Origin of the sequence: uncultured Hymenobacter sp. (assembly GCF_964242765.1) — a bacterium.
Taxonomy (GTDB): domain Bacteria; phylum Bacteroidota; class Bacteroidia; order Cytophagales; family Hymenobacteraceae; genus Hymenobacter.
On sequence record NZ_CAXTBM010000007.1, the window covers coordinates 97,865 to 115,930 of the forward strand.

Annotated in this window: 14 protein-coding genes; 9 read left to right on the plus strand and 5 right to left on the minus strand. The window is 56.6% G+C overall.

Annotation, left to right across the window (positions count from 1 at the left end; all coding sequences use genetic code 11):
- Positions 1 to 6 precede the first annotated feature (6 nt).
- Positions 7 to 699, minus strand: coding sequence for an alpha/beta hydrolase (locus ACFE7X_RS04660; protein WP_375434500.1), 693 nt, complete (start codon positions 697 to 699; stop codon positions 7 to 9).
- A gap of 221 nt (positions 700 to 920) precedes the next feature.
- Here ACFE7X_RS04660 and ACFE7X_RS04665 point away from each other — a divergent pair, with 221 nt between their 5' ends.
- The gene (locus ACFE7X_RS04665) at positions 921 to 1,310 is read left to right on the plus strand and encodes a VOC family protein (RefSeq protein WP_375434501.1); all 390 of its coding nucleotides are present in this window, start codon (positions 921 to 923) and stop codon (positions 1,308 to 1,310) included.
- An 86-nt stretch (positions 1,311 to 1,396) separates the two neighbouring features.
- Positions 1,397 to 3,298, plus strand: a complete 1,902-nt coding sequence (gene serA / locus ACFE7X_RS04670) for a phosphoglycerate dehydrogenase (RefSeq protein ID WP_375434502.1) — start codon at positions 1,397 to 1,399, stop codon at positions 3,296 to 3,298.
- 488 nt (positions 3,299 to 3,786) lie between these two features.
- Here the strand turns inward: serA and ACFE7X_RS04675 are convergent, their stop codons facing one another.
- A complete protein-coding gene (locus ACFE7X_RS04675) occupies positions 3,787 to 4,011 on the minus strand; it encodes a hypothetical protein (RefSeq protein WP_375434503.1) in 225 nt (74 codons plus the stop codon).
- A 49-nt stretch (positions 4,012 to 4,060) separates the two neighbouring features.
- Complete coding sequence (locus ACFE7X_RS04680; RefSeq protein ID WP_375434504.1) at positions 4,061 to 5,425, minus strand: D-alanyl-D-alanine carboxypeptidase; 1,365 nt, start codon at positions 5,423 to 5,425, stop codon at positions 4,061 to 4,063.
- A 350-nt stretch (positions 5,426 to 5,775) separates the two neighbouring features.
- Here ACFE7X_RS04680 and ACFE7X_RS04685 point away from each other — a divergent pair, with 350 nt between their 5' ends.
- The 4 genes from ACFE7X_RS04685 (at position 5,776) to ACFE7X_RS04700 (ending at position 11,853) form a co-directional block, all read left to right on the plus strand.
- The gene (locus ACFE7X_RS04685) at positions 5,776 to 7,212 is read left to right on the plus strand and encodes a Gfo/Idh/MocA family oxidoreductase (RefSeq protein WP_375434505.1); all 1,437 of its coding nucleotides are present in this window, start codon (positions 5,776 to 5,778) and stop codon (positions 7,210 to 7,212) included.
- Between the two features lie 197 nt (positions 7,213 to 7,409).
- The gene (locus ACFE7X_RS04690; RefSeq protein ID WP_375434506.1) at positions 7,410 to 9,053 is read left to right on the plus strand and encodes a CTP synthase; all 1,644 of its coding nucleotides are present in this window, start codon (positions 7,410 to 7,412) and stop codon (positions 9,051 to 9,053) included.
- A gap of 279 nt (positions 9,054 to 9,332) precedes the next feature.
- Complete coding sequence (gene yidC, locus ACFE7X_RS04695; RefSeq protein ID WP_375434507.1) at positions 9,333 to 11,210, plus strand: membrane protein insertase YidC; 1,878 nt, start codon at positions 9,333 to 9,335, stop codon at positions 11,208 to 11,210.
- Positions 11,211 to 11,331: 121 nt separating this feature from the next.
- Positions 11,332 to 11,853 carry a DUF6438 domain-containing protein gene (locus ACFE7X_RS04700; protein ID WP_375434508.1) on the plus strand — a complete coding sequence of 174 codons (522 nt, stop codon included), beginning with the start codon at positions 11,332 to 11,334 and terminating at the stop codon, positions 11,851 to 11,853.
- Here ACFE7X_RS04700 and ACFE7X_RS04705 read toward each other — a convergent pair whose 3' ends face one another.
- Both ACFE7X_RS04705 and ACFE7X_RS04710 read right to left on the minus strand, forming a co-directional pair.
- Positions 11,854 to 13,284 carry a glycoside hydrolase family 28 protein gene (locus ACFE7X_RS04705; RefSeq protein ID WP_375434509.1) on the minus strand — a complete coding sequence of 477 codons (1,431 nt, stop codon included), beginning with the start codon at positions 13,282 to 13,284 and terminating at the stop codon, positions 11,854 to 11,856.
- 133 nt (positions 13,285 to 13,417) lie between these two features.
- Positions 13,418 to 15,091 (minus strand): ABC transporter substrate-binding protein, encoded by a 1,674-nt coding sequence (locus ACFE7X_RS04710; RefSeq protein ID WP_375434510.1) that lies wholly within the window; start codon positions 15,089 to 15,091, stop codon positions 13,418 to 13,420.
- An 87-nt stretch (positions 15,092 to 15,178) separates the two neighbouring features.
- Between ACFE7X_RS04710 and ACFE7X_RS04715 the strand changes: the two genes are divergently transcribed.
- From ACFE7X_RS04715 to ACFE7X_RS04725, 3 genes are all read left to right on the plus strand, one after another.
- A complete protein-coding gene (locus tag ACFE7X_RS04715; RefSeq protein WP_375434511.1) occupies positions 15,179 to 15,859 on the plus strand; it encodes a metal-dependent hydrolase in 681 nt (226 codons plus the stop codon).
- 126 nt (positions 15,860 to 15,985) lie between these two features.
- Positions 15,986 to 16,795 (plus strand): ParA family protein, encoded by an 810-nt coding sequence (locus ACFE7X_RS04720; protein ID WP_375434512.1) that lies wholly within the window; start codon positions 15,986 to 15,988, stop codon positions 16,793 to 16,795.
- 249 nt (positions 16,796 to 17,044) lie between these two features.
- Positions 17,045 to 18,013: a ParB/RepB/Spo0J family partition protein gene (locus tag ACFE7X_RS04725; RefSeq protein WP_375434513.1), complete on the plus strand. Its 969-nt coding sequence runs from the start codon at positions 17,045 to 17,047 to the stop codon at positions 18,011 to 18,013.
- Positions 18,014 to 18,066 lie beyond the last annotated feature (53 nt).

Sequence of the window (18,066 nt, forward strand, 5' to 3'; positions counted from 1 at the left end):
CGCCAGCTATAGCTGCTCCGCGGCGGTAGCAGCTGCGGATAGTTGCTTGCCCAGCCAGCCAACCACATCGGCATCTACTTGGTCCCGGCATTCATCCAGCCCGTGCCGGCAACCGGGGTAGAGCAAAATTTCCTTCGGCTCCAACGCCCGCTCGTATATGTTTCGGGAGCATGCGTCCGATAAGATTTCGTCGGCCGTGCCGTGCAGCACCAGCAGGGGCCGCGGACTAACGCACGGCGCTAAGTCGGTGCCGTAGGTTTGGCTGCTCATGGCTACCACGGCCACTACCTCGTGGCTGAGGGCTCCGGCACTCACTACTACGGCGCCGCCAAACGAATGACCTACCAACGCAGTAGCTCCGTAGCCGCGCTGCTGCACTAAATACTGCACGCCAAGCAAGGTATCGACCACACAGTCTTCGAGGTAGTTGGGTTTGCGGTAGTGCAGGCGCAACGAGGCAATACCCTGCGCGGCCAGCTGTCCGGCCAGCCGCGGATACATGCCCCACGCTGGTCCATCGAGTCCGCCGCCGGACCCGCCAACCCAGATTACAGCGGCGGCACCAGGTCCGGCCGGATGCAAGCGGGCCGTAATCAGGCCAGCGTTGGTTTGCATGGCCAAGGTCTCCACGCCGTTCTCATCGGTGTCCTGAATCGTTACTGATTTCAACACAAAATCTTTCTCCTGCCGCCGTGCCATACTTGTGTAGTTGATTCTTGTCGTTTACACGGGTGTACTGATACGGCCTGAAATTGATGCGGCGGAGGTTGGCCGGGCTTACCTTCACCTAGGAACCGTAGCTACCCCAAGCTGGCCTAGGGGCATAGCCTGTTTGTCTTGCCTAACTTCACGGGCGCTTGCAACTGCTCTTGCAAACATTATCTGCCTGCTGACACCTTTCACCATCGCCCCAACCACGTATGCTTGGCCTACTCCACGTTCATCACATCGCCATCATTTGCCGGGAATACGCAGTGTCCAAGCGGTTTTACACCGAAGTTTTGGGCCTGGAGATTATTCGGGAAGTGCACCGCGCCGAGCGGCAGTCGTGGAAGCTAGATCTGGCCTTGCAGGGGCAATATGTGATTGAGTTGTTTTCCTTTCCCGAGCCGCCGCCCCGCCCCAGCCACCCCGAAGCCGCTGGGTTGCGCCACCTGGCCTTCGCCGTACCTAACTTAGATGCCACCGTGCGCGGATTAGATGCTCACGGCGTCGCCTCGGAGCCTATCCGCGTCGATGAGTTTACCGGCCGGCGCTTCACGTTCATTCAGGACCCCGACGGGCTACCGCTGGAGTTCTATGAGGTTTGATTTCAGCTAATAACAAGCATTTTTCTGCTTGAAAATGATTTTTCATCTGTGACAGACAAGGGAATCTATCCTACCTTGCCTTCACTATGCCCGAACCACAACCGCCGCTTCCGTACCTCATCATCGACTTCGACAGTACGTTCACGCAGGTAGAAGGCCTCGACGAACTAGCGGATATTGCCCTGGAAGGCCACCCGGACCGAGAGAAAGTAGTCGGCGCCATTCGTGCCCTTACTGATCGGGGCATGAGCGGAGAGCTGAATTTCTCGGAATCGTTGAAGCAGCGTTTGGCTCTACTGCCCGCGCATCAGCGGCATCTGGCGCCGCTGGTGGAACGGCTCAAAGGCAAGGTCTCGGAGAGCATAGCGCGCAACCGCAGCTTTTTCGAGCAGTTTCGGGGGCGGGTGTACATCGTGAGCAGCGGCTTCCGGGAGTTCATCGAGCCCGTAGTGGCTGAGTATGGTATTGCCGCCGATTTCGTGCTGGCCAACACGTTCACCTACGCCACCGACGGCAGCATCAACGGCTTCGACGCCAACAACATCCTCAGCCGCGACGGGGGCAAAATCGAGCAGCTCCGCCAGCTCGACCTCACTGGTGATGTGTACGTGCTCGGTGACGGCTACACCGACTACCAGATCCGGGAAGCCGGCCTGGCCAACCGCTTCTACGCCTTCACTGAAAACGTGACCCGCGACGCCGTGGTGGCCCGCGCCGACGAAGTGCTGCCTTCCTTCGACGAATTTCTTTATCAGAACAAGCTTCCCATGACCCTCTCCTATCCCAAAAACCGCATCCGCGTGTTGCTACTCGAAAACCCCGATGTCCGGGCCGCCGAACTGTTCCGCCAGGAAGGCTACCAAGTGGAAACCATTCCTGGGGGCCTCGACGAGGACGAGTTAGTGCAGCACATCGAAGGCGTCAGCATCTTGGGTATCCGCAGCAAAACCAACGTCACGCCCCGCGTGCTGGAAGCCGCCAACCGCCTGATTGCGGTGGGCGCGTTCTGCATCGGCACCAACCAGATTGACTTAACCGGCTGCATGAAACGTGGGGTTGCCGTGTTCAACGCCCCGTTCAGCAACACCCGCTCGGTAGTGGAGTTGGCGCTAGGCGAAATTATCATGCTGGCCCGCCGCATCCCCGACAAAAACCCCAAGATGCACCGCGGCGAGTGGGACAAGTCGGCGAAGGGCTCGTTTGAAATCCGAGGCAAAACGCTCGGCATTGTAGGCTATGGCAATATCGGCAGTCAGTTGTCGGTGGTAGCTGAGGCCGTTGGAATGAAAGTGGTGTACTATGACGTAACCGAAAAGCTGCAACTTGGCAACGCCGTGAAGTGCCGCACGCTGGAAGAGTTGCTGCGCCAAGCCGATGTGGTGACGTTGCATGTAGATGGCCGCAAGGAAAACACTAACCTCGTTGGGGCCACCGAGCTGGCCATGATGAAGCCCGGCGCACTGCTGCTCAACAACAGCCGCGGCCACATCGTGGACCTGGCGGCACTGGCCGATGTGCTCCGCTCCGGCCACCTCGGCGGTGCCGCCGTGGATGTGTTTCCCTACGAGCCCAAAACCAACCAAGAGAGCTTCGAGAGCGAGCTACGCGGCCTGCCCAACGTGCTGCTCACGCCCCACATCGGCGGTAGCACGGCCGAGGCCCAACGCAACATTGCCGAGTTCGTGCCGGAGCGCATCATGCAGTACGTAAACACCGGCAACACGCAGCAGAGTGTCAATTTTCCCAACATTCAGCTGCCCGTGCAGCAGGCGCATCGCCTCATCCACATTCACCACAACGTGCCCGGCGTGCTGGCCCGCATCAACAACGTGCTGGCCGCTCACCACGTCAACATCCTCGGTCAGTACCTGAAAACCAACGAGCACATCGGTTACGTGATAACCGACATCGACAAGCAGTACGAGCAAGAAGTAATCGGGGAACTGCGCAAAGTGGAGCACACGATTAAGTTTCGGGTGCTGTACTAAGGGATAAGTGATGCTTTCTACCGTTACTGTAAATCTGAAAAAACTTCTGAGTAATGGCTACGTCCTGAGTATCCTTGCAGGGTGCTTTTTTATTATCTGTGGCTTATTGATGGAATATAATGGAGTTAAAGAGTTCAGTTATGCTGATAAGCGCTCCAATCGGCAAAGCGGCTCTCCTCAAATGCTGTACTCCTTTGGTGGTTTCATTATTGCGTTGTCATTGATTAGAGCGTATCTCTTCGGAAAAGCTCGCAGGAAAATGGCCAGGCATCGGCGCAAGCGTCGGTAGCGTGTCAATTATGACGAATAAGCGCTACAGCTGCTAGAGTATCAGGGGCAAAATACATTGCGCGTAGAATATCATTACTGTGCTATTGTCAAGAAGCCGGAAGCAAGCAGTTAGTCGAATTGTCTATGGCTGAACCCCACGAAGTTGTTAGTGGACTTACCAATATCACCTTAGAATCAGAGGCATACCCGCCTACCACCTACTCAACGCTCTCTAGTGGAATAGGCGTAGCAGATTTAAGTACTCGTCTTCCATCAGCGAAAGTAGATTCCAGGGGCAAATTGGCCGGGTTGGCAGCGTAGATAGCCTGTGCCTGACGGTTAAGTTTTATGGCCGGCACCAACTGCTCGTACGGCGGCAGGCTCCAGTAGTAGCGGCGCTGTGTTTCTTCAGCTTTGTGGCGGGTTTTGATGATGGGCTGCATGGCGAGAGTTGACGGGGAAAATACGATGTCCAGCGTCGTTAGGATGAAGCTACAGCCGCTCCCGTTCGTGGGTCAGGACCCCCTCTGTCTCTTTCGGTTCCTCGCTTGTTTCCACTCCGTGGTTGTTGTTCATAAAGCTGTCGGCCAGCAGCCGGCCCGAGCGGGTGCGCAGGTAGCCTACCAGGTTGTGATTGTTGGTGAGCGTACCGGTTTTGCCCCACAGCCACGGGCCGCGTGGGTCGCGGTACACGCGGCGGAGGGTGCCATGGCCCCCACCAGTGGCCAGCAAGCTCAACAGGCGCTTTTCGGGCACCTCCTGGTGGAGTTTCAGCAAGAGCGCCACCATGGTGCGGGGCGTAACGAGGTTGAGGCGCGAAAGGCCCGAGCCGTCCACCCAGTGGGGCGCATCGGGCAGGTTGGCCAGAAACAGGGTCTGCATAACCCGAATGGGACGGCTGGTGCTCAGCGAGTCTTGTCCTAAGCGGCTGGAGCACATAAGCAAGAGCTGCTCGGCCAGAAAATTGTCGCTTACCTGCAACATGCGGCGGTACAGCGAGTCTACGGGTAACCCGTTGAGCACCCGTACGCTATCTTGGGAACGCAGGCGAAACGGCATAGGTAACACGGGCCGGTGTAGGGTGTCTTGCAGCAGTTGCAGCAGCAGACTCGGGCTGGTGCGGAAGGGCGTTTCGTCCACCCATTTTTTGGTGATGGGGAAGAAAGCAAACCGGTTTTCTAGCTCTGGGCGGCGCACGTGGTCGTCGGTGGGGTTGGGCGTACCAGCGGGAACGGCTTCGGTTAGTGGCCGGAAGAAGCGCGGGTATACGCGGGGCCGGGGCTGGCTGGCAGTGGCGTAGAAGCGCACCGTGTGGCCGTAGACGGGGAAGGGGCCTCTTTCGGGTTGGTAGTAGTAGTTGTAGTCGTCCCAAGTCCAGCCGGGGCCATAGGCAGTTACGTTGGGGATTTCGGCGTAGAACAGCTTTTCGGGGCGGGTGCGCAAGAAATCCAGGGCTCGGCGGCTCGGTACGTCGCCGTGCAGCAAGGTAGGGTCGCCGGTGCCCCAAAAGATCAGGGAGTCGTGGCGCACCACGTAGCGCAGGCTAGGCAACGAGTCGGAGAGCATGTGCAGGCCCGTGTACAAACTGAACAGTTTCATGATGCTGGCCGGCGTGAAGTACTTGTCGGCATTCAACTCATAAACCTTGGCTCCGGTAGCCGCATCTGTAACACACACGCCCACATTGTGCTGCCGCAACACCGGCGAATCTTGGAGCAGTTGCGTTAACCACGGCGGGTTCACGAAACTTGCGGGAGCTGCGGGGGCCGGTGCCACTTGCGCCCGCGCTGGCAACCCAAGTACATTCAACAACACGTCCACCAACAGGGCACGACCAACAATCAGAAAAACCGACATCTAAGACATTAACAGGCAAAAGTCCCGCAACATCAGCAAAAGCACCGCACTTTTCAACTTTCTTCCACGCCGTAATTTCCCAGCCCCGAATTCACTTCCTATCCGTGTCCAAACAAGGTCAGAGCCCTATCTGGCCGAATACGGTTATCCTAAGCGAAGCGTAAGTGGAACCATCCTTTTGCCAGGCATACGAATACCCAAAGGTTACCGACAGTTACGCGCGCACCAGAGCAGGCTATTGTGCTGACCTATAATATAATGGCAATTCCGACTCGATGCCCGCCGTACCGCAACCTCACTTGCAGCTAGGAGTATGCTATGGTATGTCGATCCTTTAGCTTTTGCTTTCTATGTCCTTCACCAACGAACTACTCAACACTGTGCTGCGCCATGCTGGCCAGGAAGTATCACGCAAAGAGTTCTTATCCTTAGCGGGCCGCGGGCTGGCGGTAGGAGTAGCTGCTGGCACGCTGGCTAGCTGTCAATCGGATGGCACCGGCAAGGCAGTAGCCGCCGTTCCTACCACTGGCACCCCAGCTTCAGAGGTCGATGCGTCTACTATCTACACCGCTTCCGATGGGCAAAAAGTGCCTTCGTCGGAAGCCGTTTCGCCTCCGGCCAAGGTGCCTAGTGAACTAGACAAACCCATCGAGCTAGAAGCTTGGAAATCCAACGTGGACCCGGAGTCGGGACCCACGCCCACCCCGCTGCCGCCCGATAAGCGAGTGGGTTACGCTCTGGTAGGCCTAGGGCATCTCACGCTGGAAGAGTTGCTGCCGGCTTTCGGCGAGTGTAAAAAGTCGAAGCCCGTGGCACTAGTGAGCGGCTCGCCGGAAAAGCTGAAGAAGGTGGCGCAGCAGTACGGCATCAAGCCTGAAAGCTGCTACAGCTACGAAAACTACGACAAGCTCAAGGACAACCCGGAGGTGCAGGTTATTTACATTGTATTGCCTAACTCCATGCACGCCGAATACACGGTACGGGGCGCGCAAGCCGGCAAACATATTCTGTGCGAGAAGCCCATGGCTAATTCCGCCGCCGAGTGCCAGCTTATGATTGACGCCTGCAAAAAGGCCAACAAAAAGCTGATGGTGGCTTACCGGATTCAGTACGAGCCCTACAACCGGCTGGTGCGCGACATGATTCGCGACAACAAGTTTGGCAAGACCAAATACATCCAAGCGCAAAACAGCCAAAGCTCGGCCAACCCCGAGCACTGGCGCCACAAAAAGGACTTGGCGGGTGGCGGCGCCTTACCCGATATTGGCCTCTACTGCCTGAATACCAGCCGTTTCCTGCTCGGCACCGAGCCTACGGAGGTGTTTGCTTACTCGTATAGCACGCCGGGCAATCCGCTGTTCAAGGAAATTGAAGAGGCCATGTCGTGGCAGATGCGCTTCCCCGGTGGCATCACCGTCGACAGTATCACGCATTACAACACCCACGACTCGCGCTTCTACCGCGTGAACACCGAACGAGGCTGGATGCACCTCGACAACGCCTACGCCTACACCGGCCAGAGGCTGCAAACGTCGCACGCCGAAGGACCGGCCAAAATGCAGAACCAAATAACCATCTCGCCAAAAAACCAATTTGCCGCCGAGATGGACCACTTTTCCGAATGTGTCATGAACGACAAGCCTCCGCACACCCCCGGTGAGGAAGGGTTGCAGGACCACCGCATTATGGAGGCCATCTATCAGTCAGCCCGCGAAGGAAAACCCGTGAAACTTACGCCAGTGCAAGGCACCGACGTATTTCGTGGCCCCGAGCCGAAGCAGGCATAACGAAGTAAGATTAGGCTACGATCAGCACACAAGCTCCTCTCGATTGAGAGGAGCTTGTGTGCTGATCGTGGCTTAGCTATTTGTAGTGGAATGCGAGCAGGAATTTGGCGAAAGAGGCAAAGCGGTAGCTCATTCTCGCGCGTAGCACAAAGTTTCGTGGGCTGCCCCGGATATATCCGCTAACTTTGTTTCCCGTTATGCCAGACCGAACCCCTACCCCCACGGCTGCAACGGCCAAGTACATTTTCGTCACCGGTGGAGTGACTTCCTCGTTAGGTAAAGGCATTATTTCGGCCTCTCTAGCTAAGCTGCTGCAAGCCCGCGGCTTCCGTGTCACCATCCAGAAGTTTGACCCTTACATCAACATCGACCCCGGTACGCTCAACCCCTACGAGCACGGCGAATGTTATGTAACCGATGACGGGGCCGAAACCGACCTCGACCTCGGCCACTACGAACGGTTTCTGAACGTGCCGACCTCGCAGGCCAACAACGTCACGACGGGCCGCATCTACAACCACGTCATCAGCAAGGAGCGCGAAGGCGCCTACCTCGGCAAGACGGTGCAAGTAGTGCCGCACATCACCGACGAAATCAAGCGGCGCATGCTGCTGCTCGGCGAAGACGACCGGTTCGATGTAGTTATCACCGAGATAGGCGGCTGCATCGGCGACATCGAGAGCTTACCTTTTGTGGAAGCTGTGCGCCAACTGCGGTGGGAACTGCCCCCGAATGATTCGCTGGTTATTCACCTCACGTTGCTGCCCTACCTGAAGGCGGCCGGCGAGTTGAAAACCAAGCCCACTCAACACTCCGTGCGCGACTTGCGCGAAGCGGGCCTGCAACCCGACATCTTGGTGTGCCGCTCCGAATACCCGATTCCGGCCGAAATGCGCCGTAAGATTGCGCTGTTCTGCAACGTCAAAATCAATTCCGTCATCGAGAGCCTGGATGCTGACAGCATCTACTCCGTGCCCCTCTTGATGCTGAAAGAGCAACTCGATGAGCGGGTAATCAAGCGCTTAAAGCTAACCGGCGGCACCCAGCAGCCCGATCTGGAGGTGTGGAAAGACTTCTTGGGACGCCTCAAAAACCCGACCGAGGAAGTTACGATTGCGCTGGTTGGGAAGTACGTGGAGCTGCCCGATGCCTACAAATCCATCAATGAAGCCTTCGTGCACGCCGGCGCCCAAAACGAGTGCAAGGTGACCGTGCGCAGCATTCAATCCGACCACATCAACGAAGACAACATCGCGCAGTTGCTGCACGGCGTTGATGGCGTGCTGGTAGCCCCAGGCTTCGGAGAACGGGGGTTTGAAGGCAAGATTCTGGCCGTGAAGCACGTGCGCGAAAACAACATTCCGTTTTTCGGTATTTGCTTGGGCATGCAGGTGGCCGTGGTGGAATTTGCGCGCAATGTGCTGGGTATGAAGGAAGCTTCCTCCACGGAAATGGACCCCCAGACGTCGGCTCCCGTCATTGCCATGATGGAAGAGCAGAAAAACATCACCCAAAAAGGGGGCACCATGCGCCTCGGGGCCTACGACTGCGAGTTGCGCCGCGGCTCGAAAGCCGCCAAAGCTTACGGCCGCAACCACATCAGCGAGCGGCACCGCCACCGCTACGAATTCAACAACGAGTTCCTGAAGCAATTCGAGGATGCGGGCATGGTGCCTTCGGGCATCAACCCGGCCACTGGGCTAGTGGAAGTGGTGGAACTCCCTAACCACCCGTGGTTTGTGGCCGGGCAGTTTCACCCCGAGCTGAAAAGTACCGTCCAAAATCCGCACCCTTTGTTTGTGCGGTTCGTGAAAGCCGCTATCCAGCACCGGAAGGTTTGAGGTGAGACATCAGGAACGTCATGCTGAGCGCAGGCGCAGCCGGAGTCGAGGTATCTCGCTAGTGTGGTAGTGTTTATAGCGCTACACCATCAGCACGCAAGATGCCTCAACTCCGGCTGCGCCTGCGCTCAGCATGATGTTCTTTTTCTGGATTTTGCCTGACAAAAACGCCGACTCGCAAATATTCGCCTGACAAGTCCGACCTTTGCGGTAGCGTCGCCGGATTTTTGAAGGGGACGCCAGTACTTCACACTCTCTAGTGCCCTCATTTTTACCTGAATGGACAAAAATTCAGCAACCGGCCTATTTCTAATTGCGGCCTTGCTTCTCGTCTACCTGTATTTCTTCAAGCCCGAACCGCCCAAAGAGAAACCGGCCGACAAGCCTACCACTGCCGCCAGCGCTAAGCCGGGTACTACCACTCCTACTGCCCCCGCTGCTCCGCTCGATTCGGCAGCCGCTGCCCGCACGTTGGGCGCTTTTGCCGGCGCCGCTACGGGCACCGCACAGCAGGTGCAATTGCAGAACGATAACCTCACCGTCACCTTTTCGTCGAAAGGTGGCCGCCCGGAGGCCGTGCGCCTCAGCAAGTACAAAACGTTCTTCGGCAAACCGCTAGACCTTTTTGATGCGCAGAGTGCGCAAATTGACACTCGTTTCCGCACGGTTGGCGGCCAGACGGTCCGCTTATCGGACTTGTATTTCCAGCCTAGCGCGCCGCAGCCGGTAACGGAAGGCGACAAAAAAGGCCAGCGCTTGAGCTTCGTGGCCAGCGTGGCCGGCGGCCAGATCGAGCAGGTGTATACTCTGTTCGACAACACGTATGAAATAGCGTACGATTTGCGCTTTACGGGTTTGCAACAGGCTATGTCGCAGGAGCCGCTCACGTTCACCTTCGTGGACCGGGTGCGCCAGACCGAGCAGGACCTCAAGCAGAACCGCAACCATACCACCATCAACCATTACCTCGCCAACGACGACCACGGTTCTTTGGCCGAGGCCTCGGAAAAGCCTGAGGAAGTAAGTATCACCGAGCCGTTGAAGTGGGCAGCCCACAAGCACGACTTCTTCGTGGCGGGTATTATTGCCAACAACCAGTTCCCGAACGGCAAGTTTGTGTCGACGGTTGACGTGGCGGATAGCACGTTTATCAAGACGCTGAGTTCGACGCTCAGCATTCCGGCCGCTGATGCGCAGCAGGGCAAGGCCAGCTTCCGTTATTTCTTCGGGCCCAACTCGTTCAGCATGCTGAAGGAAGTAGCGCCTGGCTTCGACCGCAACGTGTACTTGGGTTGGGGCGTGTTCCGCTGGGTGAACCAGTTCGTGATTCTGCCGGTGTTCCACGTGTTGGAGAAGTTCATTTCCAGCTACGGCATCATCATCGCGCTGCTTGTGGTGTTAATCAAGCTCGTGACCTGGCCGCTGACCTACAAAACTTACGTGTCGCAGGCCCGCATGAAAGTGCTAAAGCCGGAAATCGACGCCATCAAGGAAAAGGCTGGCGACGACCAGATGAAGGCGCAGCAGGAAACCATGAAGCTTTACTCCGCTTTCGGAGTAAGTCCGCTTAGCGGTTGCGTACCCACGCTGCTCACCATCCCGATTCTGTTTGCCATGTTCCAGTTTTTCCCCAACGCTATTGAGCTGCGGCAAGAGCCGTTCCTGTGGGCCAAAGACCTGAGCACCTACGACTCCCCCATTCGGCTGCCGTTCGAGATACCGTTTCTGGGTAGCCATATCAGCTTGTTCACGGTTTTCATGACCATTTCAACGCTGGTGATGACCTGGCAGAGCAATCAGATGAACCCGGCCGCCATGCAGGGCCCGATGAAGTTCTATAGCTACCTGATGCCGGTGGTCTTCATGTTCGTGCTGAACAGCTTTGCGGCTGGTTTGACTTGGTACTACCTCGTTTCCAACGTGGTAACGCTTGGCCAGCAGGCTCTTACCCGTCGCTTGGTAGACGACACCAAGATTCGGGCGCAACTCGACGCCAACAAAGTCAAAAACAAAGACAAAAAGCCCGGCGGCTTCTCGGCCCGCCTCCAGGATGCCATGCGGACTGCCCAGGAGCGCGACGCCCAAACCCGCAAAGGCGACGAAGGCACCTCGGCCTCGGTGGAGCCGAAGCCCAAAAAGCCAACGCGCCGCTCGTAACAGCACAGCAGCTTAACCAACCAAAAGCCCTGCCGTCAACTGACGGCAGGGCTTTTAGTTGAAAGGCGGAATCCGGTCCGTTTTTTGAAACTTGCTCGGCAATCCTTTTTCCGTGTATCCGATGCGTCTTCTGCCTTTCCTCCTGTTAGTTGCCTCACTTACTGGCTGCGCCTCGCAGGCCCAACAAGCACCTAAGGCCGCGAAGGCCGCTACCAAGCAAAAAGCAAAGGGCAATACTGCTGCCAGCAAGCCAGCAACCGAAGCCGCTCCGGTTATTGTCTTCCGCAAAACGCCCTGCTTTGGCCGCTGCCCGCACTACGAAGCCCGTATCTACGCCGATGGCCGCATGCGCTACGAAGGGTTCCAATATGCCCCGGTAGAAGGCAAGCGGGAACTGCAATTGCCAGTTGCCACTGTTAAAACGATTCTGGACGAAGCCCGGGTCCTGCACTTCACGGAGTTGCCCGAGCGCTACACCTTAGGCGCTAGCGACCTGCCGGCCACCAGTCTCACCATCAGCCCAGTTGGTGGCCCGGCCAAAACCGTAACCGCCGAAGAAGGTGTGCCCGCGGACTTGAAAAACCTCTTCGATTACATCGAAAAGCAGATAACTAACAGCCTTGGTGCCTCCAACGAGCGGTAGCTATTTCACGGTTTCCATACCAGTTGAATTCTCTACCTTCAGCGTGGAAGCGTCTTTTGTTTTGATGCTGACGTTTTCGAAGTGCCAGCCGCGGGAATAGGCAATACTGCCGGCAGCAGCGCCCTCTATTTGAATGTTCTTGAACTGAAAGTTGGTTAAGAGCGACTCGGGCAAGCCAACGGCATAGATTGCCCGCTTGGCATCCTTGGCTACGATGTCGGAGAGGTAGATGGAATTAAAATGCGGAATGCCTTTTTCAACTGGCTCTACTTTGGTTAGCATCTTTTTCCAGTGTGCGGGCAGGCTGGCTTCGGTGTAGGCTTCCGGCAGCTTCGAGTAGCTGTAGCTCGGATTCCAGTTCAAGGTCACCTGCAATACATTGCCAACCCCGTTCATAGTGATGTTTTGAAAGTGCACATCCTCCACCGTGCCCCCGCGGGTGGTGGCCGATTTGATGTTCATGCCATTGCCGGTGCCATTAGCCGTCAGATGCGTGGCAAACACATGCCGGATGCTGCCCGACGTTTCGCTGCCGAGCGTAAGCAGCCCGCCGCCGGCCCGCGCCACGCAGTTCCGAATCACTACGTACTCCGTGGGGCGGTTCACGCGTAGTCCGTCCCAATCCCGGCCCGCTTTCAAACAGAAATCGTCGTCGTTGCAATCAATATCGCAGTTCTGTATCAGCACGTAGGACGAGGAATCCACATCGATGCCATCGGTGCTGGGCCCGTGCCCGTCGATGTTGTTGCGCACAATAATGCCGTCCACGGTTACCTGCCGGGAATAAAGAATTTGCACCGTCCAGAACCCGGCCTGTTGCAAGGTTAGGTTCTTCAGCGTGATGTTGGACGACTCGGAAATAAGCACGGTACGCGGCCGTTTGGCATCGTAGTCTACAATCCAGCGCAAGCCCTTGGGCTCGTATTCCCGGCGCAGATTCCAGTAGAAATTCCAAAACGGCTTGCCCTGCGCATTCACAATGCCCTCACCCGTAATGGCCGCATTATCCTGGCCAAGGCAATTGAGTAGCGCCGCCGGCCACTTCATTTCAATACCAGCAATACGGGTGTCTATCTCCGGATAGTCCTTGATATCCTGACTGCCTTTCAGCTCCACTCCCTTCCCGATAATCAGGTTGACGCCTTTCTTGAGGAACACTGAACCCGTAAGATAAACCCCCGGCTCGAACGTCACCGAACCGCCGCCTTTGGCTGCACAAGCCTCAATAGCCGCCTGAATGGCGCGCGTGCAAAGTGTGCTTCCGTCGCTCTTCGCGCCGTACGACTTCACGTTGAAAACCTGTTTTTTGGTCGGAAAAGATTTGGCGCCCGTCTCTTTGACCCAAGCTGGTTCCGGTTCAGCTGCCTGAAGCATAGTAGTAAAGGACAGCAAGATAAAGCCACACAGCACCAAAATGTAGTTGCGGTTCATACGCGGATGAAATGGGTTTCTAAACCAGCCTCGTACTGGATAGCGTCATCGAACGTAGACAGCGTGCGGCGCCTGCGCATCCTGTAGCATCCTGTGTGCCGGGGGGACCTCACCCCTAGCCCCTCTCCAAAAGCTAGTCCTTGCGTACCCGCTCTAATACCAGCTGGTTCATGGGGTTTGGGGTGAGGCCTTGCACGTTGTTTTGCGTGAGGCGCACCACTTCATCATAATACACGGCAATAACTGGGCATTCTGCTACCACCATGCGGTCCATTTGCCGGTAGAGGTCGTAGCGCTTTTCTAGGTTTTGCTCGAGCCTCGCCTTTTCGTAGAGTTGGTCGTAGGCGGCGTTTTTGAAGTGGGTTTTGTTGGGACCAGCGGGCGCGAAGTTGGGGCTATAGAAAAGAGCCAGATAATTTTCCGCGTCGGGATAATCGCCGAGCCAGCTGCGAGTGAAAAAGGCGGCGCGGCCATTGTCGATTAGTTCGCCGTGGGCGGCCCCTTGGTTGACGTCTATCTCCACTTGCACGCCTACTTCGGCCCATTTCTTCTGGTAGTACTCGCAGTATTCCTTGCTTTCGGCTACCGTGCTTAGGCGCAGGCGCAACGGCTTGTTCGGCCCGTAACCGGCCTCACGCAGCAGTTGGCGGGCTTTGTCGGGCTGGTAGGTGTAGCCCGGCACCAGCTTGGCGCTGAAAGACGGCAGGGAAGCCGGCACGAAACCCGAATTGCCCGGCAGCCCAATGTTGTTGATGAAGTAGGCCAGAAACTCGGGCTTGTTGAGGGCGTAGTTCAGCGCCTGCCGCACCCGCTTGTCGCGCAGGGCACGGCCGGTTTCGGCGTTGTCGCCGCGCAGATTGGTGAGGTCCTGCTGCATGCCGATGTACTCGGTATTCAGGTACGGTACTTTCTGTAAGCGAAACTTACCCTTGAAATCTTCGCGTACCGACCCATCCGGATATAAAATTAGGTCGCGCGAACCGGAGCGGATGCCGCTGATGAAGTCTAGCTTACCTTGCTGAAACGTCAGAAACTCGGTTTTGCGGTCCTGAATAAAGCTGATTTGCACCGCATCAACGTAGGGCAGGCGCTGGCCTTGAGCGTCGCGTTTCCAGTAGGTCGGGTTGCGGTGGTAAATAATGGCGTTGCCTTCGTCCCACTCCTTGAACAGGAACGGCCCCGTGCCTACCGGGTGCTCCCGGAAGTCCTTGCCGTAGCGCTGCACCGCCTCGCGCGGCACCACGTAGGCGTAAGGCATCGTCAGCATTCCCAAGAACGGAATGAAAGGTTCCTTTAAATGGATGCGTAACGTGGAATCATTCACGGCCACAAAAGCAGTATCCGAAGGCTCGCTCTTGGCATTTTCCAGCACCTTGCCCCGGAATATCCAGCCGCCGGGGCTGGCTGTAGCCCCATCGAGCAGCCGCGTGAAGCTATAAACAAAGTCCTGGGCCGTTACGCGCCGGCCTTTGCCACCGGGAAATACATCGGAATCGTGAAAGCGCACATCAGACCTGAGCATGAACGTATAGCGACGGCCGTCGGCGCTGATTTCGTAGCGGCGCGCCACGGAAGGACCGGGCTTGAGGCTGTCATCTAACTCCACCAACCCATTGTAGAGCTGCGTAGTAGCCCAAGTGTTGGCTTGGTTGCGGGCGAAAGCCGGGTCGAGGGAAGAGAGGGATTCGGGCTGATTGTAGCGGAACACCCGCCGAGTCTCCGTAGCTGGTGCAGGGCCCTGGCAGCCGGTCAGTAGCACCAGTAACAAGAAAGCGGAACAGTAAACCAGGCGCGAAATCGGGAGCATGGGAAAGGCGGAATCACGTATATTTGCAACAAAGGTACCCTGTCTGGCTGTTGCGTTTCACGTCTGGCCAGCCACTTTCTTCTCCTTATGCAACTTACGTACTACGGTCACTCCTGCTTCCTTCTCGAAACCGGCGGCAGCAAAGTGCTTTTCGACCCCTTCATCAGTCCGAACCCGCTAGCCAAAGACGTTGCCATCGACCAGATTGACGCCCAGTTCATTCTGCTCAGCCACGGCCACGCCGACCACGTAGCCGATGCCGAAGCTATTGGCAAGCGCACGGGGGCCGAAGTAGTAGGCATGGCGGAGGTAGTGGGTTGGTTTGGTCAAAAAGGCCTCAAAGCCAACTACGCCATGAACATCGGTGGTAAAGTGTCGCTGCCTTTTGGCACGGTGAAAATGGTGGCCGCTTTGCATTCCAGCTCCATGCCCGACGGCTCCTACGGTGGTGTAGCCGCTGGTTTTGTGGTGGAAGCCGAAGGCAAAACCTTTTACTATGCCGGCGACACCGCCCTCACCTACGACATGAAGCTTATCGGCGAGCTACACAAGCTCGACTTTGCCCTGCTGCCTATCGGCGACAACTTCACGATGGGCATCGACGACGCGCTGATAGCCGCCAACTGGACTGGCGCAAGCAAGATTATTGGGATGCACTACGATACCTTCCCGCCCATCACTATCGATCAGGAAGTTGCCAAGCAAAAAGCCACGCAAGCTGGCAAAGAACTGCTGCTTCTTAAAATTGGTGAAACCATTAATTTGTAAGTTTAATGGCTGAATAGCTTACTTGTTAGATGGTTGCCGGCTCCACCAAGGGCCGTCGCAGAACTCGCCACTTCCTAAGATAGCAATTCAACCATTCAGCTATTTAGCCCTTAATCAAGCCCCCTCATGGGAAAAATCATTGCGGTAGCCAATCAGAAAGGCGGGGTGGGCAAAACCACTTCGGCTATCAACTTGGCGGCCAGTCTGGCGGCTTTGGAGTACCGGACGCTCCTCGTGGACGCCGACCCGCAGGCTAACGCTACTTCTGGCGTCGGCTTCGACCCCAAGGACATCGAAAACAGCATCTACGAGTGCATGGTGGACGGCATCAACGCCCAGGACATCGTGCTGCATACCAACGTACTGCCCCACCTCGACCTCATGCCCTCCCACATCGATTTGGTGGGGGCGGAAGTGGAGATGATCAATCTGCCCAACCGGGAGGAGAAGATGAAGGACGCCCTGCGCCCTCTAGCCGATCAGTACGACTTCATCATCATCGACTGCTCGCCAAGCTTGGGTTTGATTACGGTAAACGCCCTCACGGCCGCGCACTCCGTTATCATCCCGGTGCAGTGCGAATATTTCGCTCTTGAAGGCCTGGGCAAGCTGCTGAACACCGTAAAAATCATTCAGAGCCGCCTGAACACCGACCTCGAAATCGAGGGCATCTTGCTTACGATGTATGATGTACGTCTGCGCCTTAGCAATCAGGTAGTAGAAGAAGTGAAGCTGCACTTCCAGCAACTCGTTTTCGATACCATCATCCCGCGCAACGTGAAGCTAAGCGAGTCGCCAAGCTTCGGCATCCCAGTTATTCTGCACGACGCCGAAAGCAAAGGCAGCATCAGCTACCTCAACTTGGCTCGCGAAATTGTGGAGAAGAATGTGGAAGCCGCTGGCACCTCTGAAGCTGCTGAGGACGCGGCCGCTTAGAGAGAACAAGCATAATGCGAGCGGCTAGCAGAAATCTGCTGGCCGTTTTTGTTTTAGTGCCTGCAACTCCAGAAGCTAAAAAAGCCGAATAGCCCTCGCGCTTCCCTATCCTGCTCTTCCCTGGCTCTTACCTGGAGTGTTCCACGATTATTTACTGATCGTGGAACAAAATTATCTAGCCTTCCCAGGCGTTTGTGTATTTTTGGATCCTGCTTTTCCCGCGCCATTGCGAAAAAGCCGATTGTAGGTATGTCAGACAAGCAAGAAGAGAGAGCTATTCCAGCTACGCCGTCCGCCCCGGCAGTGAAGCGCAAAGTCGGTGGTCTAGGCCGCGGCCTGAACGCCTTAATTGAGGGTAGCTACGAGAAAAAGGGCGACCGGGTAGGCCTCGTGCCGCATCCTATGAATTCGGTTGGGCTGATTCCAGTGGGCCAGATTGAGGCCAATCCCTACCAGCCGCGCACCCACTTCGACCAAGATGCGCTGCATGAGTTGGCCGAAAGCATCAAGATTCAGGGCATTATTCAGCCCGTAACGGTCCGCCAAACGGGCACTAACGCTTACCAGCTCATCAGCGGAGAGCGTCGTTTGCAGGCTTCCAAAATTGCGGGCCTCGATACCATTCCGGCTTATATTCGGAAGGCTGATGACCAGCAAATGCTGGAAATGGCCCTCATCGAGAACATCCAGCGCGAAAACCTCAACGCCATTGAAATTGCGCTGAGCTACCAGCGGCTGGTAAGTGAGTGTAACCTCAAGCAGGAAGAACTCGGCGACCGGGTCGGCAAAAATCGCTCGACTGTCACCAACTATCTGCGCCTGCTTAAGCTTCCGCCCGATATCCAGATTGGCTTGCGCGACACGGCCATCAGCATGGGCCATGCCCGGGCTCTCATCAACATCGAGAACCCCGAGCAGCAACTCGCATTATTTCACCGCATCCTAGCCGAAGAACTATCGGTGCGACGCGTAGAGCAGTTGGTGCGGGCCGGCCTGAACCCAGTGGAGAAATCAGGAGCAGCAGCCACCAAACCTGCGCAAGAAGTGGCCGGACAAGTACCAGTAGCAGAACTGCGCCGCACCGAACGCCACCTGACCGAGCGGTTTGGAAGCCGGGTAATGGTGAAACCCGGCCCGCAAGGCCGTGGCGAAATCAAAATTGCTTTCGACTCGGTGGAAGACATGCAGCGTATTCTCCATATCCTGCAACCCGCCTAAGTGCTTGGCGATTGAAAGTGAGATATCAACATCGAGCTGCATTTCAACAGACT

Excerpts from the sequence above, each read along its gene's own strand:
- ACFE7X_RS04660 (WP_375434500.1), bottom strand. The coding sequence starts at position 699 with ATGGCACGGCGGCAGGAGAAAGATTTTGTGTTGAAATCAGTAACGATT.
- ACFE7X_RS04665 (WP_375434501.1), top strand. The coding sequence starts at position 921 with ATGCTTGGCCTACTCCACGTTCATCACATCGCCATCATTTGCCGGGAA.
- serA (WP_375434502.1), top strand. The coding sequence starts at position 1,397 with ATGCCCGAACCACAACCGCCGCTTCCGTACCTCATCATCGACTTCGAC.
- ACFE7X_RS04675 (WP_375434503.1), bottom strand. The coding sequence starts at position 4,011 with ATGCAGCCCATCATCAAAACCCGCCACAAAGCTGAAGAAACACAGCGC.
- ACFE7X_RS04680 (WP_375434504.1), bottom strand. The coding sequence starts at position 5,425 with ATGTCGGTTTTTCTGATTGTTGGTCGTGCCCTGTTGGTGGACGTGTTG.
- ACFE7X_RS04685 (WP_375434505.1), top strand. The coding sequence starts at position 5,776 with ATGTCCTTCACCAACGAACTACTCAACACTGTGCTGCGCCATGCTGGC.
- ACFE7X_RS04690 (WP_375434506.1), top strand. The coding sequence starts at position 7,410 with ATGCCAGACCGAACCCCTACCCCCACGGCTGCAACGGCCAAGTACATT.
- yidC (WP_375434507.1), top strand. The coding sequence starts at position 9,333 with ATGGACAAAAATTCAGCAACCGGCCTATTTCTAATTGCGGCCTTGCTT.
- ACFE7X_RS04700 (WP_375434508.1), top strand. The coding sequence starts at position 11,332 with ATGCGTCTTCTGCCTTTCCTCCTGTTAGTTGCCTCACTTACTGGCTGC.
- ACFE7X_RS04705 (WP_375434509.1), bottom strand. The coding sequence starts at position 13,284 with ATGAACCGCAACTACATTTTGGTGCTGTGTGGCTTTATCTTGCTGTCC.
- ACFE7X_RS04710 (WP_375434510.1), bottom strand. The coding sequence starts at position 15,091 with ATGCTCCCGATTTCGCGCCTGGTTTACTGTTCCGCTTTCTTGTTACTG.
- ACFE7X_RS04715 (WP_375434511.1), top strand. The coding sequence starts at position 15,179 with ATGCAACTTACGTACTACGGTCACTCCTGCTTCCTTCTCGAAACCGGC.
- ACFE7X_RS04720 (WP_375434512.1), top strand. The coding sequence starts at position 15,986 with ATGGGAAAAATCATTGCGGTAGCCAATCAGAAAGGCGGGGTGGGCAAA.
- ACFE7X_RS04725 (WP_375434513.1), top strand. The coding sequence starts at position 17,045 with ATGTCAGACAAGCAAGAAGAGAGAGCTATTCCAGCTACGCCGTCCGCC.